19 protein-coding genes and 1 riboswitch are annotated in these 24784 nt (G+C 58.6%); of the genes, 12 read left to right on the top strand and 7 right to left on the bottom strand.

The genetic code is table 11. The annotated features are described in order from the left end of the window. The first annotated feature begins 63 nt into the window (after positions 1-63). Positions 64-711: a phosphate signaling complex protein PhoU gene (gene phoU / locus A6070_RS12385; RefSeq protein ID WP_072286051.1), complete on the top strand. Its 648-nt coding sequence runs from the start codon at positions 64-66 to the stop codon at positions 709-711. A 119-nt stretch (positions 712-830) separates the two neighbouring features. Here the strand turns inward: phoU and A6070_RS12380 are convergent, their stop codons facing one another. From A6070_RS12380 to A6070_RS12365, 4 genes are all read right to left on the bottom strand, one after another. Then, a complete protein-coding gene (locus A6070_RS12380; RefSeq protein ID WP_072286050.1) occupies positions 831-1406 on the bottom strand; it encodes a nucleoside deaminase in 576 nt (191 codons plus the stop codon). Continuing rightward, a complete protein-coding gene (locus tag A6070_RS12375) occupies positions 1403-2245 on the bottom strand; it encodes an FRG domain-containing protein (protein WP_072286048.1) in 843 nt (280 codons plus the stop codon). Before A6070_RS12375 ends, A6070_RS12380 begins: the two co-directional genes overlap by 4 nt. A gap of 39 nt (positions 2246-2284) precedes the next feature. Continuing rightward, on the bottom strand, positions 2285-3097 hold the full coding sequence (locus A6070_RS12370; RefSeq protein ID WP_145926360.1) for a TOBE domain-containing protein: 813 nt from the start codon (positions 3095-3097) through the stop codon (positions 2285-2287). Between the two features lie 98 nt (positions 3098-3195). After that, complete coding sequence (locus A6070_RS12365; RefSeq protein WP_072502096.1) at positions 3196-5289, bottom strand: putative bifunctional diguanylate cyclase/phosphodiesterase; 2094 nt, start codon at positions 5287-5289, stop codon at positions 3196-3198. A 249-nt stretch (positions 5290-5538) separates the two neighbouring features. Here A6070_RS12365 and A6070_RS15460 point away from each other — a divergent pair, with 249 nt between their 5' ends. From A6070_RS15460 to A6070_RS15170, 10 genes are all read left to right on the top strand, one after another. Next, a complete protein-coding gene (locus A6070_RS15460; protein WP_072286045.1) occupies positions 5539-6828 on the top strand; it encodes a PAS domain S-box protein in 1290 nt (429 codons plus the stop codon). Between the two features lie 236 nt (positions 6829-7064). Beyond that, a riboswitch (molybdenum cofactor riboswitch) is annotated at positions 7065-7186 on the top strand. A 36-nt stretch (positions 7187-7222) separates the two neighbouring features. Beyond that, complete coding sequence (locus tag A6070_RS12355) at positions 7223-8950, top strand: aldehyde ferredoxin oxidoreductase C-terminal domain-containing protein (RefSeq protein ID WP_072286044.1); 1728 nt, start codon at positions 7223-7225, stop codon at positions 8948-8950. Positions 8951-9231: 281 nt separating this feature from the next. Next, positions 9232-10011: a tRNA 2-thiocytidine(32) synthetase TtcA gene (gene ttcA, locus A6070_RS12350; protein WP_072286042.1), complete on the top strand. Its 780-nt coding sequence runs from the start codon at positions 9232-9234 to the stop codon at positions 10009-10011. A 136-nt stretch (positions 10012-10147) separates the two neighbouring features. Beyond that, positions 10148-10915, top strand: coding sequence for a PP2C family protein-serine/threonine phosphatase (locus tag A6070_RS12345; RefSeq protein WP_235605460.1), 768 nt, complete (start codon positions 10148-10150; stop codon positions 10913-10915). 168 nt (positions 10916-11083) lie between these two features. After that, the gene (locus A6070_RS12340) at positions 11084-14041 is read left to right on the top strand and encodes an insulinase family protein (RefSeq protein WP_072286040.1); all 2958 of its coding nucleotides are present in this window, start codon (positions 11084-11086) and stop codon (positions 14039-14041) included. A 114-nt stretch (positions 14042-14155) separates the two neighbouring features. Continuing rightward, positions 14156-15070, top strand: coding sequence for a helix-turn-helix transcriptional regulator (locus tag A6070_RS12335; RefSeq protein ID WP_072286039.1), 915 nt, complete (start codon positions 14156-14158; stop codon positions 15068-15070). A gap of 227 nt (positions 15071-15297) precedes the next feature. Beyond that, positions 15298-16104, top strand: coding sequence for an ABC transporter substrate-binding protein (locus A6070_RS12330; protein ID WP_072286038.1), 807 nt, complete (start codon positions 15298-15300; stop codon positions 16102-16104). A 101-nt stretch (positions 16105-16205) separates the two neighbouring features. After that, entirely contained in the window at positions 16206-17321 is a 1116-nt protein-coding gene (locus A6070_RS12325; protein WP_072286037.1) for a putative sulfate/molybdate transporter, read from the top strand. A gap of 103 nt (positions 17322-17424) precedes the next feature. Beyond that, positions 17425-17622: a hypothetical protein gene (locus A6070_RS12320; RefSeq protein WP_072286035.1), complete on the top strand. Its 198-nt coding sequence runs from the start codon at positions 17425-17427 to the stop codon at positions 17620-17622. A 370-nt stretch (positions 17623-17992) separates the two neighbouring features. After that, positions 17993-20836, top strand: coding sequence for an EAL domain-containing protein (locus A6070_RS15170; protein ID WP_083558466.1), 2844 nt, complete (start codon positions 17993-17995; stop codon positions 20834-20836). A gap of 16 nt (positions 20837-20852) precedes the next feature. On the opposite strand, the gene A6070_RS12310 is transcribed toward A6070_RS15170, so the two are convergent. Then, positions 20853-21677: a sulfide/dihydroorotate dehydrogenase-like FAD/NAD-binding protein gene (locus tag A6070_RS12310; RefSeq protein ID WP_072286034.1), complete on the bottom strand. Its 825-nt coding sequence runs from the start codon at positions 21675-21677 to the stop codon at positions 20853-20855. Positions 21678-21859: 182 nt separating this feature from the next. Here A6070_RS12310 and A6070_RS12305 point away from each other — a divergent pair, with 182 nt between their 5' ends. After that, a complete protein-coding gene (locus A6070_RS12305) occupies positions 21860-22033 on the top strand; it encodes a DUF362 domain-containing protein (protein ID WP_072286033.1) in 174 nt (57 codons plus the stop codon). A 59-nt stretch (positions 22034-22092) separates the two neighbouring features. Here A6070_RS12305 and A6070_RS12300 read toward each other — a convergent pair whose 3' ends face one another. Continuing rightward, a complete protein-coding gene (locus tag A6070_RS12300; RefSeq protein ID WP_072286032.1) occupies positions 22093-23274 on the bottom strand; it encodes a pyridoxal phosphate-dependent aminotransferase in 1182 nt (393 codons plus the stop codon). Between the two features lie 19 nt (positions 23275-23293). Beyond that, complete coding sequence (locus tag A6070_RS12295) at positions 23294-24778, bottom strand: AAA family ATPase (protein ID WP_072286031.1); 1485 nt, start codon at positions 24776-24778, stop codon at positions 23294-23296. Between the last annotated feature and the right edge of the window lie 6 nt (positions 24779-24784).

Genomic DNA, 24784 nt, shown 5'->3' with positions numbered 1-24784 from the left:
GCAAACAACCAGTGTTTGTCCGGATTTGCCGGATGAATACCCCCCAGACAGATAGAGGACAGGATGCACATAGCGCGGGAAATAGAGAATCTCAAAAAAAGATTGCTGGCCTTGAGCGCCATGGTCGAGGAAAGCTTTGAACGTTCGGTGCTGGCGCTTAACCGGATGGATGGCACCCTTGCGCGGCAGGTGATCGGCGGGGATGTTGTGGTCGATCAGACCGAAGTCGATATCGAGGAAGAATGCCTCAAGGTGCTGGCGCTTCATCAGCCGGTAGCCAACGACCTGCGATTCATTGTTTCCATCCTTAAAATCAATAACGACCTGGAACGCATCGCCGACCTGGCGGTGAATATCGCCGAGCGGGTCATCGATCTGCAGCAGATGGAACGGACGCCGCCCCCCTTCGATTTTGTCACCATGTCGGCCAAGGTTCACGACATGGTCAAAAAAGGCCTCGATTCACTGGTCAATCTCGATCCGCACCTGGCCAGGGAGGTTATCAGCCTCGATGACGAGGTCGATCAGATGCACCACGAAACCTACGGTCTGGTTATCGAACAGATCAAGCAGCATCCCGACAGGATTCACGGCCTGATCTGCTACCTGGTCATTTCCCGATACCTGGAACGGATTGCCGACCAGACCACAAACATTGCCGAGGATACCCTGTATCTCGTCGAAGGCAAAATCGTTCGGCACCAGCTGTAAGCGCCTCAACAGGTCATATCAACAGAAAAGCCCCGCTGCCCGGCGAGGCTTTTCTGTTGATAACCGCGCAGAAGCAAGCAGTTAGGCCTTTAGCGTCCCGCCACCTTGCCCCTTGCCCCTCATACCTGCCCGTTATAAATTATCCCTCCGCGTCGCCGGTATTCTTGCAACACGGCCACTGCCTGGTCGCGGCAGATGTCCCGCAATACACGGATACCGCGCTTTTCCAGGAGATCCGGCCAGTTTGACGGCTTGTCGCCTTCATCGAAGCCGACCGCGCGGGCGTCGGCATCGCGGGCGCCGCAGGCCAGTTGCCGGATGCCGGCCCAGGGCAGGGCGCCGAGACACATGGCGCAGGGCTCGGTGCTGCTGGTCAGTTCAACGTTGCGGCCGTCGGCAAGCAGGGAAAAGCAGCCAATGAGGCGCTGCGCCGTCATCAGCGCCATGAGTTCGGCATGGGCCACGGAGCAGTTGGCGGCGGTGACGATGTTGACACCGGCGGCAATAAGCCGACCGCTGTCAAGGTCGAAGACCGCAGCGCCAAAGGGCCCCCCTGTGCCATGGCGGATATTGCTTTGTGCCAGCGTAAGGGCCAACGTCATGCGGCTTTCGGGCGAGGTAAAGACCTGGTCGGGCGGCGGCAGCATGTCGGCAACCCAGGGCGGAAGGCTAAGGCAGATGGCAGGCAAAATCATGCGCCGTGCCGAGGCAGCTGTGCCTCGATTCCCTGCAACAGCTCGCATTCCTCGATACAGCGGGGGCTGTAATGACGTTTCAGCCAGAGGCTCAGTCCGTCGAGGCCGGGGAACATGACCCGCTCGGTGATGTTGGATTGATCGAGTTTGTCGCGGATTTCCCACTTCAACTCGGCGGGGATGATGATTTTGCGCCAGATTCCGGGATGTTCATGGAGAAAATCACACAGGGTTCGCTGCGGGTCGGACATCACCGAAAAGAACGCAAACTGGTTGACGATGCGGTCTTCCATGGATGGTGGTTCGAGAAACAGGGCGGCATTGTCGCGAGACAGAGCCTGCAGGTCCTGCAGGCTGGGGATCGCTTCATTGAGCATTTCGACGGTAAAGACGTTGGCTCCTTCCGCTTCGAGCCGGTCGCGCAGCGGTTGCGGCAGGAGCTGGTGGGTCTTGACGTAATTGACCGCCCAGATGGCGCCGTCAAGGTTAAACTTGCAGATGTTGGCGGTGGCGAAGTGCATCGCCACCAGGGGCGAATAGGTCCAGTCGAGCATCCGGGTAGGCAATCCGTAATGCTGGGCCACCGACATCCAGTTCCAGAAGGCGTCGGCGTCCACGGCCGAACGATGCGCGTACTTTTTGAAGTTGCGCATCAGGTGACGCTCCAGGGTGGCGTAAGGGCCGCCGAGGCGCATCAGGGTCGTTTTCAGGACATAGCGCGCATCCGACAGGCCGCGAAAGGCGAACCGCGAGCGAAACCGACCGATATCCCGGTTCCATGAGTCGGCAAACAGCTCCTTCTGCAGTTCGTCATAGCTGCGAACGCGGATTTCATTCATCGGCCGTTGCCCTCCGTCGGCATGCCGGGACCGCAACGGTCAGACGACTCCGAGAATGACGCTGGATTCCTGCACGACCGCCCAGGCTTCATCCCCCTCACGCAGGTCGAGACTCTGATCGCTCGCCAGGGTCAGGGTGGCGCTGACGGTGGTGCCACCGGGCAGCTCGAGGGTGACATCGCAGTCGACCTGCCCTTCGATAATGCGCTGGACCGTGCCTTGCAGGATGTTGCAGGCGCTGAGCCGGGCCTTGCCAAGCTCCTTGATGACCATCACCGCCGGCGCCTTGGCCATGGCCACCACCGGGGCGCCGATTTCAAGGCCTAGAGACTCGACGCTTTCATTGGTGATGAGGGAGCAGATATGGTCGCCACCTTTGAGGGCCACGGTTACCAGGGTGTTGATGGCCCCCTTTTGCATTTGCGCGATGTCGCCGGACCAGATGTTTCTGGCACTGACTTTCATGTTGATTTTCCTCAGAAATTGGTAAAACCCCTCGCCGTCTTGCAAATGGTTGCCGATGGAGTTCAAAAATCGTTCATGCTCCTGCTGAATCAAGCGGAAACGACGGATGACTTCCTCGCCGGCCTCGGTCAGCCGGGTGCCGCCACCTCCTCGGCCGCCGGTGGTTTTGACGACCAGCGGGCGGTCCGAAAGGTTGTTGAGCATTTCCACCTGCTCCCAGGCCGTTTTGTAACTGATGCCGACCGCTTTGCCGGCCTTGGTGATCGAGCCCAGCTCGCCGACCTTTTCCAGTAGCTGGATGCGGCGGCTGCCAAGAAATTCCTGCCCGGATTTCCTGAACCAGAGGTCTCCGGTCAGACTGATATCCATTGCTTTTTTCTTTTTCACGTGAACTCCTTGCTGCCGAGGCGGGTGCATGGCTTTTCTGATAATTTAGTGGTTTTGCAGCCAGAAGGCAAATGATAATCACTTTTTTAGCGGTGCAATTACCGTGCGATGCAGATGGCTGGCCCGGTATCAGAAGGGGGTGCAAGGTCCGTGCGGCAGGGCATCGCTGGCTGGTCCGGGGTGTCGTCGAGAAACGATGCCAGGGTGTTTTTATCGCAGGGTTTCAGGAACAGGTGCCCCTGCCCCTGTCGGCAGCCCATTGCCAGCAGCAGGTGATGCTGGGCCCAGGTTTCAATGCCCTCGGCAACGGGGGTCAGTCCCAGATTGCGTGCCATGGCCAGAATAGCGCCGACCATCGCGGCGTCGTTCTGGTCACTGGACAGATCCCCGATGAAATGCCGGTCGATTTTCAGGTAATCAAAAGGCAGGTCTTTCAGTTTCTGCAGGGAGATATAGTCCCGACCGAAATTGTCCAGGCCCCAGTGCAGTCCCAGTTGGCCGATGTCGTGCAGGATATCGCACGCACAATTTTCATGATTTTGCAGGGTTGATTCATCGACTTCAAGCTGCAGGCAGGCCGCCGGCAGATTGGCATTTTGCAAGGCGGCGACAAGACCTTGTTTCAGGCCGGGGTGTCCGAACTGGCTTGCCGACAGGTTGATGGCCAGCGGCAGGGGGGCTCTGCCGGGCACTTGCCAGGTCCGGCAGGTTTCGCAGGCCTGTTGCAAAAGCCCTTCGCCGAGGGGAACCATGAGGTCCAATTTCTCAAGCCGTGGCAGAAAGGATTCGGGATTGCGGGGCGTGCCGTCAGGATGCCGCCATCGCAACAGCGCCTCAACCGCTACAACCTGCCGGGTTTGAAGATCCAGACGCGGTTGGAAAAGCAGAAAAAAATCCTTCCGGCCGACAGCCTGGCGCAGTTGCGACTCGAGTTCGAGTTGCGCAAGCAGGGCAAGGTTCATTTCCGGGGAAAAGAACCGGTAACTGTCGCCGGCTTCTTTTTTTGCCACATACATGGCCGTATCGGCATGGCGCAGCAACTGCTCCGGGTTTTGGCCGTCTTCGGGGAAAAGGGCCAGTCCGATGCTGGCGTTGAGGCGAATCCGGTGTCCTTCGACGCAATATTCCGGTGCCAGGCTGGCGAATATTTTTCGCAGTATTCCCGGCATGTTTTCCGCTTCACGGAAGCCGGACAACACTACAATGAACTCGTCACCGCCGAATCGCGCAACCGTGTCATTGCCGCGCAGGCAGTCCTGCAGACGCTTTGCCGCCAGTTTGAGGACCTGATCGCCGACGGCGTGGCCCAGATTGTCATTGACCTGCTTGAAGTGGTCCAGGTCCAGAAACAGCACCGCCAGCGGATGCTTGAAACGCCTGGCTTCCGCCAGCGATTGCTGCAGACGTTCTTTCAGCAGTGCCCGGCTGGGCAGGCCCGTCAGGGGATCGTAGTAGGCAAGCTGTGGAATTTTTCCGGGATTGACGGAAATTTGCGCGGTCTCGGTGAAAAGAACGGCCGTATAGCTCCGCTGCCCCGTGGAAAACGGCGCGACGCAGAAGTCAAAGGATCTGACCGTCCCGTCCTTGCGCCGGCAGACCAGCGTGTGGCTGCCTTCCGTAAAAGCGGTCGTTTTCCGGTTTGGCTCCGTGGCGACTTGCAGAGGTGCAATCGCCGTTGGCTGTTCGGGGGCGAGGATGGCCGGCAACTGGTGCCGATACACCTCGGATCGGTTGTATCCGGAAAGCCGGGCAGCATGCCGACTCCAGTGCCGTACCTGGCCCTGTTCGTCGAGCAGGGCCACCGCGGTGCGGGTGTTCGCCGCCATTCGAACCAGTGTCCGCAGGTTTTGCCGGCACAGTTGTTTGTTGCGATAGCGGGCGGTGATATCGCGGAAACTTGCCTGGATGGCGGATTGCAGAACCGGCATGCCGGCTGAAAAGCGGCCATGGAGATAGCGGACCTGCCCACTCCGGTCCCGACAGGCGAACAGCGCCGAGGTGCCGGGCAGGCGGCGAAGTTTTTCAAGAACGCGCTGCCAACGATTTTCCTGCTCGGGCAGCAGGATATCGTGCAGGAAGGCAGGCGGAGGGTGGTCGAATTTATGTTTGAGAAAGAGCTTCCACGCCTGGTTGCCGCCAAGGATGAAGCCATCGCGGCGCAGAATGCATAACAGTTTGTCCGGATCTTTCATGGCAGTCATCCCGGCATCGGGGCATGTGGGGCGGCGAGAGTTTGAAATAACAAATACCTGAAAATTATCAGAAGTGTGATGTAAATAATAAGAAACAGCTAAGGGCAAATTATTTATGTTTGTCTGGCTCTTGTCAATAAAAAAGTCGGGCCTGGAACTGCCGCAGCCAACGGCCCGGGGCCTTGCGGTCCGGAACGATTCCCGATATGCTGCCGGGGGCTGCAAGGGAAGCAAGAAAGGGCAGAGAAGATGGTACAGAATGCGAAGAATGAGGCCGGAGCAAGGGGCAGGCACGACCAGACCGGTGGGGAGAACCTTCTGCAGGATTTTGAATTTCATCAATTGCAGTGCATCTTCTCCGCCACCACCAACCTGGTCATGGTCGCCGACCATCAGGGAATGGTTTTTCAGCTCAACCCCGCCGCCGAGCATTTTTTTGTCGAATATGCATGGTGTGGCGTGCCTTTCTGGGAGTTGCTCGAATTGCCCGCAGCTGATCTGGAGGCAGCCTTGCGCGCCTATGCGCCGGATACTCACCATGAGATTTTTCTTTCGCGGTCCGGGCAGTGGTTCAATCTGCGGCTGGTTGCCTATGCGCCCCATGCCGACGGGCCAAGGGGATTTATCCTTATCCTCAACGATATCACCTGGCTGGTCGACAACCGTCAGCATCTCGAGAAGCTGGTCGCGGAGCGGACCCAGGCTCTGGCCAATTCCGAGAAAATGCTACGCCTTATCTTTCAGTCCGTCGGCAACGGCATTGTGCTGCTTGGCGACGCTTACCGGATTGTCAAAGCCAACCAGCGCGCCGGCCAGATTTATGGTTGCGACCCGCAACAACTGCTTGGCCGGGATCTTAGGGATCTGATCGATAATCACGGCCGCTGGACGCTGATGTCCTGTGTCGCGGCGCTGTCTGGCGAATCGAGCATGAGCGCCGAAATGCAGGTGCGGCGCTGTGACGGCGGCATGCTTCCGGCCAGTTTTATGGTAACCCGCGTCGAGATCGACGGGCACTTGTTCTGGCCGGTGATCGTGCGGGACATTTCCCGCCAGAAAGCCCTCGAAAGACGTCTGCGGCTGGAAAAACAGCAGGTGGAAGAGATGAACGTTACCTTGCGCAACGTCATGAAGAGCGTCGACGGGCAGCGCAAGGAATTCGAGCAGAACCTGGCGCGACGCATCCGTTCCCATCTGCTGCCGGCGCTGGAACGCATTGCCAGTGAACCGTCGGAGGCCATCCGCTCCAGTTATATCGACCTGGTGCGGGAGCAGCTCATCGGCCTGACCAGCGGTACCGCGGCGGAACTCGATGCGGGGCTGATGAAACTGAGCAGAACCGAAATGCGCATCTGCCAGTTCATTCAGGCCGGATGCTCCACCAATGATATTTGCGAAGCCATGAATCTGGCCTTTGAAACGGTACAGACCCATCGGAAAAACATCCGCCGCAAGCTGGGGCTGCGCGGCAAAAATGTCAACCTGCACTCCTATCTTATCGGACGTCGTGTCTCTGCCGGCCAAGAAGATGCCGGCTGAGCAACATTGTTCGCCTGCCTGGCAAATCTTCCCATGGGCTGCATGTGACCCGCCAATGTATACACCATCGAACAGGTTATCCGGCGTATTTATGTTTGATCGGGTATGCTTTCATACCCTTAAAATCCCCGATTGATCACCTGTCGGGCCGATGCTCCTTGTGCTATAAAACCCCCGAACGATATATCTGGTCCCGATGTGTTTAACTGCCGTTGCGGATGCCGGAGATCGTTTCAATGTGCGCCAGTCTCCGAGCCAGTCTTGCCTAAGGGGAAGGCCCCCAGGGCAGGCGGCCAAAGGGTTCCGCTGGAAACGGCGGTGCCTCCCGCGCTTGGAAAGGAGATATGCCCGGAATTCCGTTCCATTTATTTATCGCATGGGGAGGAAAGATTTTATGCACATCGTTCGCGTCAACATGTCCGATCTGACGGTCAAGACGGAGGAAGTCCCGGCCGAATGGAAAACCCTCGGCGGTCGTGCCCTGACCACCACTATCGTGGCATCCGAGGTTGTCCCGACCTGCCATCCTCTGGGACCCAACAACAAGCTGGTGTTTGCGCCCGGCATGTTGTCCGGCACGCCGGCCGCCAACTCCGGCCGTATGTCCTGTGGCGGCAAAAGCCCGCTGACCTACGGCATCAAGGAATCCAACTCCGGCGGAACCACCGCCCAGCAGTTCGCCAAGCTCGGCATCCATGCCATGATTATCGAAGGCCGTCCGGCCGAGGATAAATGGTATCGGCTGCACGTGGACAAGGACGGCGTAACCATCCACGAAGAGACCGAGGTGGTCGGCATGCAGAACTTCGCCGTTATCGCTGAAATGGAAAAACGTTTTGGCGACAAGGTCGGCGTCATGTCCATCGGCATCCCCGGCGAAAAGCGCATGGCGGCGGCCAACATTTCGGTGAAGGACCCCGACCACAAAATCCGGTCTCATGGCCGGGGCGGCATGGGCGCGGTCATGGGCTCCAAAAAAATCAAGTGCATCACCGTCGACGGTACCGGCGCCGGCAAGGTCGAAATTGCCGATCCCGAGAAATTCAAAAAAGCCGCCAAGGTGTTTGCCAAGGCGTTGCTGGATCATCCCGTTTCCGGTCAGGGGCTGCCGACTTACGGCACCAACATCCTGGTCAATATCCTTCATGAAGCAGGTGGTCTGCCGACCAAGAACTTCCGTTACGGCCAGTGCGATCATCACGACAAGATTTCCGGCGAGACCATGCATGACACCATCGTCGAGCGCAAGGGACACCCCAAGCACGGTTGCCATGCCGGATGTATGATCCAGTGCTCGCAGGTCTACAACGACAAGGACGGCAACTATCTTACCTCCGGTTTTGAGTACGAGACTATCTGGGGACTTGGCGCCGACTGCCTCATCCAGGATCTGGACGATATCGCTACCTGTGACAATATCATGGATGACATCGGCATCGACTCCATCGAGGGCGTGGTCACCATGGGTGTGGTCATGGAGGCCGGCATCATCCCCTGGGGGGACGGTAAAGGGGCCATCCGCCTGCTGCGCGAAGAGGTCGGCAAGGGCACGCCGCTCGGTCACATTATCGGCAACGGTACCGGTTCGGTCGGACAAGCCTACGGACTGACCCGGGTTCCGGTGGTCAAAAATCAGGGGATCCCGGCCTACGACCCCCGTTCGGTCAAGGGCATCGGCATCACCTATGCGACCTCGACCATGGGTGCTGACCATACCTCGGGCTATTGCATCGCCACCAATATTCTCAAATGTGGTGGTTTCGTCGATCCTCTGAGCAAGGAAGGCCAGGTTGAGCTGTCACGCAATCTGCAGATCGGCACTGCCGTCATCGACAGCACCGGCATGTGCGTTTTCGTGGCTTTCCCGATGCTCGACATTCCCGAGTGCGCCGAAGCGCTGAATGATATGGTGGCCGCCCGTTTCGGCATTGAGCTGGATAATGACGGCGTTGTCGCGCTGGGCAAGAAAATTCTCAAGATGGAGCATGAATTCAATCTGGCCGCCGGCATGAGCAACGCTGATGACCGCCTGCCCGAGTTCTTTTCTCTTGAGACAGTGCCTCCGCACAATGCCATCTGGGATTTCACCGACGCAGAAATCGATGAATTCTGGAATTTCTGAACAAGCGGAAGCCTGATGCTTTCGCCAGGTCGAGGCAGGGGGGCCCTTCCGGGTGGGCCCCTTTGCCCCGGCTGTCTTGTGTTTCCTGTCGTACCACCGAAACCTGTTCTGGCCGTCCGGACCCCTGGTCCGGGCGGCATTTTTTTTAACATCCGCCATCTTTCATAAGCTTCGATTGTTGGCCCCGCATGCCGGAATCCCCTGCGCGGCCTGGCAGTGACTTGCATTGCCGGGCGAAATGCCGTAAAACAGCCTATTCAAACCCTACGAAGGAGCCTGTTTTGCCGATTGTCGAAGATAAGCTGTTTCGCAAGATAAAAAAACTGGCCGGCAGGGCCATCGGGGATTTCAACCTCATTGAAGAGGGGGACCGAATCGCGGTGGCCGTATCCGGCGGCAAGGATTCCTGGACCCTGCTGCATATTCTCGACAGCTTGAGGCGCCGGGCGCCGGTGCGTTACGAACTGGTTGCCGTCAATGTCGATCCCGGGTTTTCCGGTTATCGTACGGATATCATGGAAGCGCATCTGAAGGAGCACGGCTTCGCCTACCACATGGAGCGTACCGATTGCGCTGCCATTATCCGGGAGAAATTGCGTCCCGGGTCGTCTGTTTGCGCGTTTTGTGCCCGGTTGCGGCGGGGTGCTTTGTATTCGGTAGCCGATCGGCTGGGGTGCAACAAGTTGGCGTTGGGGCATCATCTGGACGATTTCATCGAGACGCTGCTGCTCAATCAGTTTTTTGTCGGCACCCTGGCCGCCATGAGTGCCAGACTGCTGGCGGACAACGGCCGACATACGGTGATCCGCCCGCTGGTCTATGTGGAGGAAAGCGATGTTGCCGCTTTTGCGCGGAACAACGACCTGCCCAGCATTCCCTGCGGTTGTCCTGAAGAGGTTCGCACCGACCTTAACCGCCGCCGTATGAAACAGCTGATTGGCCAGCTGGCGCAGGAAATCCCGCATCTGCGCAGCAGTCTTGTCGGCGCGCTGGGCAACGTGCAGCCCAGACATCTGCTGGATGCCAACCTCAAGGATTTCGGTAGTGACAAGCCGGGCTGATCACCGCCCTGGATTGCGGTAGAATAAACACAGGGCGGCCTGGCAGTCGTTGCGGTTTTTGACCGCGGGAGCCGGCCGTTTCTCTTTCGGCGTTGCGCGCCCGATTCAACTCGGGGCGGATCAATCAAGGGCGGAGATGATGACCACGCAGTTCCATAGCAAGGCAGATCTCGATCTGGCCAGTGAGGTTCAGCAACTGTTGTTCCCCAAAGGGTCGCCGCACTGCAATTGGTGCTGTATCGGTATCGAGAACCGCATGGCCCGTGGACTTGGCGGCGACTATTTCGATTTTATACCGCTCGCCGACGGCTGCGAGGTTATCTTTCTCGGAGATGTCACCGGTCATGGTTTGCAGGCATCGGTGATCATGTCGCTTTTGTACGGGTTCATACATCGCGGCACCGCCGACAACTGCGATCCTGTGGACATGGCCTCCCGGGTCAACGATTTTCTGTTTTCCTTTGCCCGGCGTTCCCACCGGCTCGATCATTTTTTTTCCACTACCCTGTTCTACGGGGTGATCGATCCTGCCACGCTGGAAATGCGCTATATCAACAATGGTCAGGTGCAACCCCTGGTAAGGCGCGGGCACAAACTCATTCATCTTGCTGCCACCGGGTCGCCATTGGGGTATTTCGAACACACGGAAATTGCCGAAGCCCGTTTCCATTTCAGACGCGGCGACCGTTTCCTGCTGTATACTGATGGCCTGGTCGAGGCGTTCAATCCCCGGGGGCAGGCTTTTGGCATGCCGGGGCTCGAACGGTTGATGCGCCATCACAAAGGCGGCCACACCGATTTTCTCGACAAGCTGTTCGGTGCCCTCGCAGCATTCGGCGCTCCCGATCCACCCCAGGACGATTGCACCGCGATCGCCATAGATTTTGGTCTTCCCGGGAGATAAGGCCGTTGCGCAGATCCTGCAAAAGGTTTTGTGCGGCCCGGTAACTTCTATTGGATCCGCGCCCGTTGCTTCCGGAGTCATGCTGGTGTGGTTTTTCACGGCCCGCATCGCCGGCCCGTCATTTCAACGATTACCGGCTATTACCGGTTTTTATCAAGGAGAGGCTTCATGGCAGAAAGTCATTATCGCGCAGGGGACCGGCAACACGGTTTTCTGATCACCGCCGTATCGCCGCTGCCGGAACTGCATGCAACGCTGGTGCAGTTGCAACACGAACGGACCGGAGCGCGCATGGTTCATCTCGACCGCGACGATGACAACAATCTGTTCGCCGTCGGTTTTCGCACCACGCCGCAGGATTCCACCGGCGTGGCGCACATTCTGGAGCACACCGTCCTGTGCGGCTCGCGACGCTACCCGGTACGGGATCCCTTTTTCACGATGCTCAAGCGCAGTCTCAGCTCCTTTATGAATGCGCTGACGGCCAGCGACTGGACCTGCTACCCCTTTGCTTCACAGAACCACACCGATTTTTACAACCTGATGGGGATCTATCTGGACGCGGCTTTTTTCCCGTTGCTGCGCGAGCGGGATTTTCGACAGGAAGGACATCGCCTGGAATTTGCTGATCCGGGAGACATGCGCTCGCCCCTGCAGTTTAAAGGAGTGGTGTACAACGAGATGAAGGGTGCCATGGCCGATCCTTCCTCGTTGCTGCACCGGCGCCTGACCCGCGCGCTTTATCCGACGGTGACCTACGGCTTCAACAGCGGCGGCGAGCCCGAAGATATCCTCGATCTGAGCTACGCTCAGCTCAAGACGTTCCATTCTACCTATTATCATCCCGCCAATGCCTGGTTTTTCACCTATGGCAATATGCCCCTGGAGGGCCATCTTCACGCCATTGAAGAGCAGGCCTTGCGCCATTTCGGGCCGCTGCAGGTAAACAGCGCGATCCCGGACGAAGTACGTTTCGAGGCGCCTCGCAAGGTGGTGGAATCCTTCCCTGCCGAGGCCGGGGATTCTCTTGCCCGGCGCTCCATGGTGCAGATCGCCTGGTTGAGTTGCCCGGTGTCGGATCCCTTCGAACGGCTGGGCATGACGCTGCTGGCCGAACTGCTGCTCGGCAACCCCGCCGCCCCGCTATACAAGGCACTGCTCGAATCGGGCCTGGGTCAGAACCTGGCGCCGGGGACCGGTTATCATGACGATTACCGCGAGACCTATTTTGCTGCCGGATTGCAGGGCACGGATCCGGAAGCGGTGGATGGCATCGAAACGCTGGTCCTGGAAACGCTGCAGCATGTTGTTCGCCAGGGGTTCGCTCCGGATCAGATTGAGGCAGCCATCCACCAGCTGGAATTTTCCTATCGTGAGGTCAGCGGAGACCAGTATCCCTACGGTTTGCTGTTGCTGATGCGCATGTTCGGCTCCTGGCTGCATGCCGACGACCCGGTGTCACCCCTGTGTTTCGAGGCGGATCTTGTACGGTTACGCCGGGAATTGGCAACCGGCCCGTTTTTTGAAAACCTGGTCCGCCGGCATCTGCTCGACAACCCCCACCGGGTGACTCTGCTGCTCAAACCCGATCCGCAAATGAAAATGCGTCAGGAGCAGCGACTGCGCGAGCGGCTGGCGGCTGTTGAAAAAAAACTCTCCGCCAGCGATAAAAACGACCTGGTTGAGCAGGGCCTGGCATTGCTGCAGGCTCAGGAGGGCAATGAAGACCTGTCGTCTTTGCCAACGCTTGACCTGACAGATATTCCCGCCCGGCCGGCGCCGGTCGATTTCCGCGCTGGCGAACTTCGGGATGTGCCGGTGAGCTGGTTTGATCAGCCGACCAACGGCATCGGCTATTTCGACGCCAGTCTGGCGATTGATGACCTGCCGGAAGAGTTGCTGTGCGATGTCCCCCTGTTTTGCTCCCTGTTGACCAAAGTGGGCGCCGCCGGCAGCAGTTACCTGGAAATGGCGGAACGCGTTTCCGCGGCTACAGGCGGGGTGCAGGCCAATCCAATCATTCTCGATAGCCCGGCCAGTCTGGACGATTTTCAGCTTGCTATCGAGTTTCGTGGCAAGGCCCTGTTGCGCAATCAGCGGCGGTTGTTTGAAATTCTCAGGGATTTTGCCTCGGCTCCCGATTTTTTTGATCTGAAGCGCCTGCACACCGTGCTCCAGCAGATGAAAACCTCTCTGGAGAATTCTGTACCCGGTTCCGGACACAGTTACGCATCGCGGGTTGCGGCCGGAGCCTTGACGGCGGCCGGCCGATTACGGGAGAACTGGAGCGGCCTGCACCTGATTCGCTTGGTCAGGGACCTGGCCGGTCGGCAACCGGAGCAGCTCGGCGACCTCGCCCATCGCCTGCAGCGTCTGGCCAGTCTGATTTTCCGCCGCGACCGTCTGCGCTGTGCGATAACCGCCGAACAATCCGGATTCTCTGAAATCGGCGCGGCTCTCGACGTTTTTCTCGCCGCCCTGCCGACTTGCCGCGAGCCGGCCGCCATGCTGCCGCGGCCGGCGCCTTTTGGTGACAAGGCTACCGGCTGGATAGCGGCTGTTCCGGTGGCCTATGTAGCTCGGGTTTTCCCCGCGGTTCCACTGGGGCACGCCGACGGACCGGCACTGCTGGTGCTGGCCAAGCTGTTGCGTGGCGGCTATCTGCATCGCGAAATCAGGGAAAAGGGCGGCGCCTATGGCGGGATGGCCAATTACGATGCACAAAGCGGCCTGTTTGCCATGCTTTCCTATCGCGACCCGCATCTGGTGCGCACCCTCGAGGTCTATCGGGATGCCGCCCGTTGGGCTGCCTCGGGCATGTTTTCCGCAGTCGATATCAAGGAAGCTGTTCTTGGCGTGTTCAGCCAGATTGACAGGCCCCTGTCTCCGGGGGGCAAGGCAGTGCGCGAGTTCCGTTATCTTCTCCAGGGGTGGTCCCCGGAAGCGCGGCAACTTTTCCGCGAGCGCATTCTGGCCGTGGATGCTGCGCGCCTCGCATATGTTGCCCGGACTTATCTGGTGGACGGCTGGGATGCCGGTGCGGTGTCGGTGGTGGCCGGAGAAGATATGCTGCTGGAAGCCAACAGCCGGCTCGGTACGGCAGCCCTGGCGCTTGAAAAGGTTTGACTTCTGCTGACAATGGAGACTTTGTTCCCTGGCTGAAGTGTGGTAACCTTCAGCTTTCCGTGAGCCATTTCACAATCTGACGATCGCGGAAAATTACCCCCGGAGCTTCGTTTGATGGAAAAACTGCTGTCCACGAAAGAAGTTGCCCAGCGTCTCGGTGTCAACGAAAAGATGGTCTATACGTTGATAACCGAAAAGGGGCTGCCTGCCACCAAGATTACCGGTAAATGGCTTTTTCCGGCCCATCTGGTGGAACAGTGGGTCGAGAGCATGACCATCAATTATCCGACCGGGTCTGCTGAATTGCCGCATAAGAGCGGATTGCTGATGATTGCCGGCAGCGACGATATCCTGCTCGACCGCTCCCTGTCGCTGTTCATGAAGCTCAATTCCGGGGATGTGGTGCTGTTCGGAGCGATCGGCAGCCTTGGCGGACTGAAGGCCCTGCGTCGGGGCATGTGTCACATCGCCACCAGTCACCTCGCCGAAGAAAATGAAAACGACTACAATTTTTCCTATGCCGCCAGCGAGCTGGATGCGTTGCCCGCGGTGGTCAATTTTTGCCGGCGCGAGCAGGGGTTGATCGTGGCAGCCGGCAACCCCCACGGGATTGCCGGCTGTGGTGACATTGCCGAAAAGGACCTTACCGTGGTCAATCGCGCGCTGGGGGCCAGCACGCGCATCATTTTCGACCAGCAATTGCAGGAGGCCGGTATCAAGCCGGCCCGGATCAAGGGGTATGGCAACGAAGTCGCGCACCATCTCGATATCGGACTGGAGATCCTCAGTGGGCGCGCCGATGTCGGTCCGGGAATTCGTCCCGCGGCAGCGTTGCTGGGACTCGACTTTCTGCCGTTGCGGTGGGAGCGTTTCGACCTTCTGATTCCCAAGGACAGTTTTTTCGATAAATCCATTCAACAATTTCTCGCCTTGCTTCACGAACCGGCCTTCCACAAACTCGCCGCCGCATTGCCCGGTTACGATCTGAGCCTCTCCGGCCGCATGCTGTTTCCCGGGGAGTCGCGCTGACGCGCTCGGCGGGGTACCTGACGGTGTTTTATAGTTCTGCTTCCTCTGCGCTTTTGTTGCACTGTCGTGATTTGAGTCAGGACGGAAAACGTGTCCGTTGACTCCACGAGGTTATTACGCTACAGTTATAACCACTTGGAACCTGTCCGCATGGCGCTTTTCGGGTGCGGGGCAGCTTTTTACATCTTTGGGAAAAAAGCGATCGCGTCAATACTGAGGAGGAAAAAATGAGGTCATCATTGCGGATTCTGAGCAGCGTTCTATTACTTATGGCGATTTTCTGCAGCGGCGCCATGGCTGTCGAACGTCTGAAACTCTCCACCACCACTTCCACGGAAAATTCGGGATTGCTGGCGGCCATACTGCCCGCTTTCGAGAAAAAACATGATTGCAAGGTCGATGTAATCGCAGTCGGGACCGGCAAGTCCCTCAAAATCGCTGAAAACGGTGATGTCGACGTGACCCTGGTTCATGCCCGCTCCCTGGAAGATGCCTTTGTCGCAGCCGGTTTCGGTGTCAACCGCCGTGACGTCATGTATAACGATTTCATCATTATCGGCCCCGCCAAGGATCCCGCCGGAGTTAAAAAGGCAAAATCAGCCGCCGAAGCCATGAAGCGCATCGCTGACGCAAAGGCGACCTTTGTGTCCCGCGGCGACGAGTCCGGAACGCATGTGATGGAGAAAACCATGTGGAAGGCCGCCGACGTGAGCCCCAAGGGCGCCTGGTATGTCGAAGCCGGCCAGGGCATGGGTGAGGTCATCATCATGGCCAATGAACGCCAGGGATACACCCTTACCGACCGCGCCACCTACATCGCTTATCAGAACAAGGTCAAGCTGCCCATCGCTTTTCAGGGCGACAAGGCTTTGTTCAATCCCTATGGTGTGATCGCCGTCAATCCCAAGCGGCACCCCCATGTCAAATACGACCTGGCCATGGCTTTTATCGCCTACCTGACCTCCAATGAAGGACAGAAGGCCATCGCCGATTTCAAGGTGAAAGGGCAGCAGTTGTTTTTTGTTTATGAATAACCCATGCCTACGGTAGAAAAAACGCCCTGCAGGGACTTTCCTGCAGGGCGTTTTTTCATCGTGATGCACCAATGGGGAAGGAATCCGTACGGGAGAGGGATGTGAAAATCGGAAGTTTTGAATTCAGCATGCGTGAACTCGGCGGGGCCATGGGGGATTTCGGCACGCTGTTTCCTCTTGCTATTGGTTATATTGTCGTGTGTGGCGTGCATCCGGCTGGCTTGCTGATCATGATGGGCCTTGCCAACGTGGTTACCGGTTTCTGCTACCGACTGCCCATGCCCATCGAGCCGATGAAAGTGCTGGCGGTGGTCGCCATCGCCGAGCAGTGGCCGCCTTCCATGGTTTACGCATCGGCCTTTGCCATGGGGGTGGTCTGGCTGGTCGTTTCCTTGTCGGGGTTGATGGAGCTGATAGCACGCATTACCCCCAAATCGGTCATTCGGGGCATCCAGATGGCTCTTGGTATACTGCTGGCCGTCAAAGCCCTGGAGATGATGTCCAGCGGCTGGATTCTGGGGCTGGTGTCCGTCGCCATTGTTTTGTTTCTGCGAAACAACCGGTTCACGCCGGCGGCGGTGGTGCTGGTAGTTCTTGGCGCTGTGATTATGTATGTCAACCGGCAGTTTCAGGGGCTTCCGGGGCCGACCCTGGCACTGCCCGACTTGCAGACCTTTACCCTGGGCCAGTCCTGGCAGGCCATGTTGCGCGGCGGCTTTTCCCAGCTGCCCCTGACCGCGACCAACGCCGTTATCGCTACGGCCGTACTGATCCAAGGTTACTGGCCGGATCGGCCGGTGAGTGAAAAAAAACTGGCCCTGAACATGGGCATCATGAATCTGGTGGTCCCGTTTTTTGGCGGCATGCCCATGTGCCATGGCGCCGGTGGACTCGCCGGTCAATATTATTTCGGTGCCCGCACCGGAGGCGCCAATTTGATCGAAGGTGGGTTGGAAATCGCCATGGGCCTGTTTCTGGCGGGATCGATAGCGGGCCTGTTTGCCGCTTTTCCGCTGGCGATTGTCGGTGCCATGATGCTGTTGGTCGGCATCGAGCTGACCAAATTTGCCAGGGGGCTGACCTGGGATTGGAACCTTTGGCCGATGGTGGCAACGGTACTGGTTTCCCTTGTTGTGAATATGGCCTGGGGGTTTGTGGTCGGATTGCTTTTGCACCATGGCTGGAGCCTTGCAGCGAGGAAAAAAGCCGCAACCTAGCCGCGGGCGTTTTGACGCGTGCCGCTTGTCATTATGTCTGTCATGGATATAATCGTAAGTGTGTAATAAAGACGGCATTACCCCAACGAAAGGAGGCTGTGAGATGCGAGTTCAGGATGGCGATGTGTTGATTGGCAAGGCTGGCGAATACGATGTGGAACTGACGGTGACAAAAGTGTGCAAAGGCGATGTCTGCTGGACCGAGTGCGACGCCGACCTGGTCTGCAACGGTGAGCCCATGGTTCCCGTCTCTTCCGGGGCGCGGCTGTCCGAGCGGCGGCCGGATCGCGTAAAAACCTGACAGCCGTTATATCACAGGCTGCAAAGACCGGGAACGGACCTCTGCCGGGTCCCGAAAGCTTCAGGTTTGTGCCTGCCGCATGAAAAGCGCAAGCTGTGCGGTATGGCAGTCTGGATATATTGAAGCCGCAAGACGCATGCCGTGCCCGATCGGGTGCGGTTTTTTTTGCTGGAAACCTGCCTTTGCGCTGTTGTCTGCGCAACTTCCTTTATTCAGGGGGTTGTAGCTTGGTGACCGTACCTGCCGTGGCGTGATAATTGCAAAATTACGCCGGGCGGCCGGTTGCCGCCACGCCGTCCCTTGTCCTGATAATCCGAAGGCCGGCGGACGCGATCCTTCCATGATCTAGGTCGTCTCCGGGAGTCTTTGCATGCTTTGCCGCAAGGCTGTATTGTCTGTCTGTTTCCTGTTGCTGCTGATGCCGGCTTCCGGTTGGGCGCGGGAGATGAAGCTGTTAATCCTGCATTCCTTCCATGCCGGGTTCGCCTGGACGGCGAACCAGCAGGCCGGTTTTCTGCAAGCGCTTGAAGGTCGCGCCGGCGCCGCTTCCGTCGACCTGCGTGTCGAGTATCTTGATGCCGGCGCCGGAACATTCGAACCGGCCGGTTTCGATGCACTTTTCAGCCACTTCAAGAATAAATATACCCATTTTGTTCCCGATCTGATCTATGCGACCGACCGCCAGGCCGTCGCTTTTCTGCATATGTATGGCTCTCGCCTGTTTCCGACGGTGCCGGTTGTTTTCAGCGGTCTGCACGATCTTGACCTGGACACACAGCTGAATCCCGACCGCTTTTTCGGAACCTTCGCATTGCCGGATATCGGCGCCACCGTTGACCTTGCCTTGCGACTGGAGCCCACGCTGAAAGAGCTGCACTTTGTCGGCGACGATTCCGTCGTTTCACGCGGACTTCGAAGTTATGTCCGCCGGGAGGTCGCCAGGTATTATCCGCAGGTCGCGGCAACCTTTTATGACAGCCCCCGCCTCGAAGATCTGGCCGCTCATCTGGCCGATGTGCAACCCGGGTTATGGGTTGTCACTTCCCTGGTCGGCGTGCGGGACAAGCATGGTGCTTTGGTGTCCGTTGCCGAAAGCCTGCAGCGCCTGTCGGCGTCCGGCCGTTTCAAAATTTTGGCAATGGAAGACATTTATCTGACGCCTGGCGTACTCGGCGGTGCCATGAATCGTGGGGCGGAGCAGGGCTGGCTGGCGGGCTGTCTGGCCCGCGAACAGGTTTTCAACGAAACTCTGCCAGACAACGTTTCCCTGCTGGGCAATACTTCGCGCTCCTACCTGTTCGACTACCTTCAGCTGCGGCAATTCGGCCTGAGCATGGAGGATCTTCCGCCAGGCAGTTCGGTAGTGAATCAACCCCGTTTTCTGTGGAAGCAGCGTGGGTTCCTGCCCGGCGTGCTAATCGGTCTGGTTGTTCTTCAACTGGGTTTTTTGTGGTTTTTGCTGCGTTTTTTTCGTGGAAGGGGCCGCGCCCGGCAGGCCTTGCTGGAGAAACAGGCGCAGTTTCATACCGTGATCGCCGCGACTCATGACGCGGTGGTAGCGATTGACGAACAGGGTCGTGTGACCCTGTTCAACCCGGCGGCCGAGCAGCTTTTTGGCTGGAGCAGCGAAGAGATGATTGGCGGCAGCCTGGATGCTCTTATGCCGGAAGGCTATCGTGGACAGCATCGCAAGGATGTGGCCAGCTTTTTCGGCACGGGCGAACCTTCCGAGGCGATTGGCCGCAGCCTGGAGCTCCTGGCGATACATCGCTCCGGGCGGGAGTTTCCGGTTGAGCTGAGCCTGTCGGTCGGCCAGTGTGGCCGGGAGCGTTTCGTGCTGGCCACGCTGCGCGATATTTCCAGCCAGCGGCAGGTCGAACGGGAAATCCGGCAGCTGGCATATTACGATGGATTGACGGGCCTGCCGAACCGGGCACTTTTCGAAGATCGGTTCCGCCGTGTTTTGAGCAGTGCCGATCGAACCGGCCAGTTGGCGGCCCTGTTATTTATCGGCGTGGACAATCTCAAGATCATTAACGACACGCGCGGGCATGCCTGCGGTGACCGGTTGTTGAAGCTGACCGGCCAGCGGCTGTCAAGTCTGGTCCACGGCGGCGTTACTGTTGTCCGCTGGGAAGGTGACAAGTTTGTCGTTTTGCTGCCGGGGTTGCAGGCGTTGGCGGAGGCCGAACAGGTGGCCGACGATATTCTCAAAACCTTTGGCGAGCCTTTCCCGGTGGACGAGCAGCGTTTTTTCATGACGGCAAGCGTGGGGGTGGCGGTTTATCCCCACCATGGCAGCGGCGGGGAGATGCTCCTTCAGCATGCCGATATGGCCATGTACGCCGCCAAGGAGCAAGGCCGCAATACCTATTGCATCTTCACCGAAGAAATGAACCGGTGTTTGCTGGAACGCAGCGAACTCGAGCATAATCTGCGGCAGGCGATAGCGCGGGAGGAGTTTTTTCTTGCCTTCCAGCCCCAGGTCGACCAGAAAACGGGGCGCGTCGTGGGCGCGGAGGCCTTGCTGCGCTGGCATCACAAGGACAAGGGCCTGATCCCTCCCGGGCAGTTCATCCCCCTTGCGGAAGAGAGCGGCCTGATTCTTCCCATTGGTTACTGGGTATTGCGCCATGCCTGCGCGCAGAACAAAGCATGGCAGTTGGCCGGTTACCCTCCCTTGCGCGTGGCGGTCAATCTTTCCGCCCGGCAGTTTCAGCAGCCCGATTTTTATGACCAGGTTGGCCGCATTCTTAAGGAGACGGAACTCGAGCCCCGTTATCTCGAACTGGAACTGACCGAGAGCCTGCTTATGGCCGATGCCAAGGCGGCCGCACAGACGCTGAGCGCACTGCGGGATCTTGGGGTGGGCATAGCCATTGACGATTTCGGCACCGGCTATTCCTCGCTTAGCTACCTGAAGGCGTTTCCCATCGACCGGATAAAGATTGCCCAGGAATTCGTTCTTGACATTGTTCGGGACCCAGGGGATGCGGCGATCGTGGAAACCATTATCGCTATGGCCCACGGGCTGGGCCTGGATATTGTCGCGGAAGGGGTTGAAACGGCTGATCAACTTGAATTTTTACGAACGCGACAGTGCCAGGTGATGCAGGGCTATTACTTCAGCCGACCGGTACCCGCGGAAATTTTCATCGAATTTCTTGCCGAAAACGTTGCCGGCGCCTGCAACGGTGTCCATGCAATGCTCTGAGCCGCTGGCCTGCTTATCATTCCTCGAGCTTTTTAAGCATGCGGCATTCCTGGTCGCGGTAGGTTGTCAATCTGTCGGCCAGCAGGTCGAAGTCGACCATGTGCCCATCGAATTCCGGCCCGTCCACACAGGCAAACTTCATCTCGCCATTGACCATGACCCGACAGCCGCCGCACATGCCGGTGCCGTCGATCATGATCGGGTTAAGGCTGACAATGGTGTGTACCTTCCAGGGGCGGGTCATTTCGGCGACGGCCCGCATCATGGGTACCGGACCGGCGGCAAAAACTGCCTGCGGCCTGCTTTCCTCCGCGCGTAACTGAGCGTCCAGAACCGTCGTCACCAGTCCTTCCTGCCCCAGACTGCCGTCTTCGGTGGTAATCAGCACCTTTTCGCAGAAAGCTGAAAATTCCTCGGCCATGATGATCAGTGAGGCGGTGCGGCCGCCAATCAGGGTCGTGACCCGGTTGCCGGCAGCAGCCAGAGCCTTGGCCACCGGGTAGAGAACGGCCGTGCCGACACCGCCGCCGGCGCAGGTGACGCGTCCCCATCGCTCGATGTGGGTAGGGCGGCCGAGCGGTCCGGCGACGTCGCGAAGACTGGCGCCTGCCGGCATGGCCACCAGGCGGCGGGTGGAGTAACCAACCGCCTGAACGAACAGCGTGATGCTGCCCTGCCGTTGATCGGCGTCGGCAATGGTAAGCGGTATGCGTTCTGCGTCCTCCTCGGCGTGCACGATGACGAATTGACCTGGTTTGCGGTGACTGGCAATGCGTGGAGCGGAGATGTCGAGACGGTGAAGGTTGCTGGTTACAGGCGTGTTGGCCAGAATTCGGAACATGTTTGAACCTCCCGGCGAAGCAATGGCAGTTTCCGAAAACCAGTGTAACACAGTTCGGCAAGCGCGGTCGAAAGGGCGGCGGACAGTGCCTGTTTATCCTGATGGCGAGGGCTGGACAAAGGCGCAGGGTGCGGTATCTTTGGAAGGCAATCCACAAACCCCATTGAGCAGGGAGGCAAGTTATGGGAACGCATTTTATTACGGATGATTGCATCAATTGCGGTGCTTGCGCGGAAGTCTGCCCGGTCGATGCGATCAGTGAAAAAGGCGAAATGCATGTGGTCGATCAGGCGGTCTGTACTGATTGCGGGGCCTGCGACGAAGTCTGCCCGGTGGATGCGATCAAGTGGGATTGACGCCGGACCGGCTCGAAAATCGTCCGGGCCGCAGATCCGGGCCCGGACAATATTCAGCGTTATTGGCAATCCCGTTGTCCCTCCCGTAGTTTTCCCCTTTTTGCGAGAAAATCCCGCAGTCGTTCAAGGGCCTGTGCAATGCGTTCCATGGAGTTGGCATAGGAAAAGCGCAGGTAGCCTTCCGCGCCTTGCCCGAAATCGATTCCGGGGGTCAGGGCTACGCCGGTTTCTTCGAGGATAGCCAGGGCCAGCGCTCTCGAATCCGTGCTGACGTGCCGGGCGTCTGCCAGCGCGTAAAAGGCTCCCGCCGGGCAGCTGTGGAGGGGCAGCCCGAGCTTTGGCAACTCCTCGATGAGATAGCGGCGCCGCTGGTCGTAGACTGCGCGCATCCGCGCGACGTCCTGCTGGCAGTCGCGCAACGCGGCAATTCCGGCCATCTGGACAAAGTTTCCCGCACAAATAAGGAAGTTCTGGTGCAGGCTCTGCAAGGTGCGCATGCAACCCTGAGGTACGATGAGGTAACCCAGCCGCCAGCCGGTCATGGCATAGGCCTTGGAGAAGCCGCCAAGCACGAAGGCGTTTTGCGTGTATTGCAGAGCGCTGTGCTCTTCCCCCTGATAGGTGAGGCCGTGATAGATTTCGTCTGAAATCAAGGGTACGGGAAACGTCGCCATTTCCGCCAGCCATGCCGGGGGTAGCACCGAGCCGGCTGGATTCGATGGCGAATTGATGAGAATGCCGCGACTGCGGGGTCCAAGCCGCTGCCGGACCTGCTCCGGACGCGGCTGAAACCCGTCTTCGGGCCGGGTGCGCAGGAAGCCCGGTACGCCGCCGGCAAAGCGGATGAAATTGGGATAACAGGCATAGGCAGGATCCGCGAGCAGAATTTCGTCCCCGGGGTTCAGGAGTGCGGAAAACAGCAGCAGCATCAGCGGGCTGGTTCCCGCAGAAACCAGGATGCGGGAAGGCTCTACCGAGACCCCGTAACGACTGAGGTAATGCCCGGCAATGGCTTCGCGTATCTCCAACCGCCCCAGGGAGTGGGTGTAGGTGGTGCCGCCGCTTCGCATGGCCCGGATGCCGGCTTGGATGATCGGCGCGGGGGTGGGAAAATCCGGTTCTCCAAGGCAGAGGTAGATAATGTCCTTTCCGCAGGCTTGCAGCTCATGGGCGCGTTCCATGATCTCCATGGCCAGAAAGGGCTTGACAAGGTTGGCGCGGCGTGAAAGCTCGATGTTCATAAGTGGAATCTCTGCTTCTTCAGACGGTTTTGCTGGCCGATACGGCGCGTTTAAAAGCCCAGGCCTCTATTTTTTTGATCTGTTCGGCCATGGTTATGGATAACGGAACGGTGCGGCCGATGGCTTCCATCACATCCTGCTGCTGCATGGGCCGGTCCGCGGCCATCGATTCAAACAGGGCGCTGGCCACGGTCTGCTCGATTTCGGCACCGGAAAATCCCTTGGCGGAATGCGCCAGCATGCCCAGCGAGAAGCTTTCAGTATCAAGGCCGCGTCTTTCCAGGTGGATGCGGAAAATATCCTGCCGTTCTTCGACGGAAGGCAGCGCCACATAAAATATTTCGTCAAACCGCCCCTTGCGCAGAATTTCCGCCGGTAGCATTTCGATGGCGTTGGCGGTTGCGGCAACGAATACCGGATGCTGCTTTTCCTGCATCCAGGTCAAAAAGTAGCCTAGAACCCGCGAGGCGGAGCCACCGTCTGCCTTGAAGCCCTGGTTGGAAATGCCGGCCTCGATTTCATCGATCCACAGCACGCACGGGGAAAGGGCCTCGGCCGTTCGGCAGGCCTGGCGCAGGCTGCTTTCCGGCGAACCATAGGTGCCTTCGTAGACCGTGGCCATGTCCAGACGCACCAGCGGCAGTCTCCAGCGGGCGGCGATGGCTTTGACGAACAGACTCTTGCCGCAGCCGCTGATCCCCATGATCAAAACCCCCTTGGGCAGGTTGCGTCCCTCGGCCAGATCGTCGCAACCAAAAACCTTTTCCCGCTTGGCGAGCCATTGCTTGAGGTTTTCCATGCCACCGACCTGCGCCGATGCCGGGGACACGTCCACCACCTCCATGATCCCGCTTTTGCGCAGCAATTGCTTTTTGTCCTGCAGCAATGCGTCGGTGAAGTCATCCAGCGAGGGGTCTCTGGCGGTGCGAAGCAAGCGGATGGTCTGGTCGATGTTGGTGTAATCGAGTCCCTGGGCGGCGCTGACAATCCGGGCCAGGTCCTTATCACCGGCGATCCATTGCTTCAGCAACGGGTCTCGCTGGCCGCGGCTTTCGATATGGGCCCGCATTTCGGCGCGGTCGGGCAACGGATGTTCGAATGTCTGGACACTTCTTTGCAGCGCCTCCGGAATGCGGGCCGGCGGGCCGATGAAAATCAGGGTCTTGGGATGTGTCTGTCTCTGGTTTGCAAAATCGGCCAGGGTTCTTTGCAAAAACGCATTGTCCTGCCAGAACCAGTGGAAATCCTTGAAGACGAACACCCCCCGGTACTCCTGTCTGATGGCCCAGCGCAGTCCTGCAAGGGGATCGGCAGTGCCTTCGACATTGACAAACCCGCAGGTGCAGGACCATGTCTGGGGCCCGGAGATACTTTTGAAGCCGCGCTCCACGGTGCGGCTGATCAACGCCTCGCTACGGTTTTCATTGTCCGTATTCAGATAGATCAGGGGGGTGCCTGCGGCTATCAGGCGAAGCAGATGACTGGCGGTGATGCGTTCCTGCATGGCTGG

The sequence above is a fragment of the Syntrophotalea acetylenica genome, from assembly GCF_001888165.1.
Classification (GTDB): Bacteria; Desulfobacterota; Desulfuromonadia; order Desulfuromonadales; family Syntrophotaleaceae; genus Syntrophotalea; species Syntrophotalea acetylenica.
Note: the sequence above shows the minus strand (reverse complement) of the source record. Positions and strands in the feature narration are given on the sequence as shown.

What these genes read in the sequence shown, in the direction of transcription:
- A6070_RS12355 (WP_072286044.1), top strand. Translation starts at nt 7,223, where the DNA reads ATGCACATCGTTCGCGTCAACATGTCCGATCTGACGGTCAAGACGGAG.
- A6070_RS12330 (WP_072286038.1), top strand. Translation starts at nt 15,298, where the DNA reads ATGAGGTCATCATTGCGGATTCTGAGCAGCGTTCTATTACTTATGGCG.
- A6070_RS15460 (WP_072286045.1), top strand. Translation starts at nt 5,539, where the DNA reads ATGGTACAGAATGCGAAGAATGAGGCCGGAGCAAGGGGCAGGCACGAC.
- phoU (WP_072286051.1), top strand. Translation starts at nt 64, where the DNA reads ATGCACATAGCGCGGGAAATAGAGAATCTCAAAAAAAGATTGCTGGCC.
- A6070_RS12305 (WP_072286033.1), top strand. Translation starts at nt 21,860, where the DNA reads ATGGGAACGCATTTTATTACGGATGATTGCATCAATTGCGGTGCTTGC.
- A6070_RS12340 (WP_072286040.1), top strand. Translation starts at nt 11,084, where the DNA reads ATGGCAGAAAGTCATTATCGCGCAGGGGACCGGCAACACGGTTTTCTG.
- A6070_RS12380 (WP_072286050.1), bottom strand. Translation starts at nt 1,406, where the DNA reads ATGATTTTGCCTGCCATCTGCCTTAGCCTTCCGCCCTGGGTTGCCGAC.
- A6070_RS12310 (WP_072286034.1), bottom strand. Translation starts at nt 21,677, where the DNA reads ATGTTCCGAATTCTGGCCAACACGCCTGTAACCAGCAACCTTCACCGT.
- A6070_RS12295 (WP_072286031.1), bottom strand. Translation starts at nt 24,778, where the DNA reads ATGCAGGAACGCATCACCGCCAGTCATCTGCTTCGCCTGATAGCCGCA.
- A6070_RS12335 (WP_072286039.1), top strand. Translation starts at nt 14,156, where the DNA reads ATGGAAAAACTGCTGTCCACGAAAGAAGTTGCCCAGCGTCTCGGTGTC.
- A6070_RS12320 (WP_072286035.1), top strand. Translation starts at nt 17,425, where the DNA reads ATGCGAGTTCAGGATGGCGATGTGTTGATTGGCAAGGCTGGCGAATAC.
- A6070_RS12375 (WP_072286048.1), bottom strand. Translation starts at nt 2,245, where the DNA reads ATGAATGAAATCCGCGTTCGCAGCTATGACGAACTGCAGAAGGAGCTG.
- A6070_RS15170 (WP_083558466.1), top strand. Translation starts at nt 17,993, where the DNA reads ATGCTTTGCCGCAAGGCTGTATTGTCTGTCTGTTTCCTGTTGCTGCTG.
- A6070_RS12365 (WP_072502096.1), bottom strand. Translation starts at nt 5,289, where the DNA reads ATGAAAGATCCGGACAAACTGTTATGCATTCTGCGCCGCGATGGCTTC.
- A6070_RS12345 (WP_235605460.1), top strand. Translation starts at nt 10,148, where the DNA reads ATGATGACCACGCAGTTCCATAGCAAGGCAGATCTCGATCTGGCCAGT.
- A6070_RS12300 (WP_072286032.1), bottom strand. Translation starts at nt 23,274, where the DNA reads ATGAACATCGAGCTTTCACGCCGCGCCAACCTTGTCAAGCCCTTTCTG.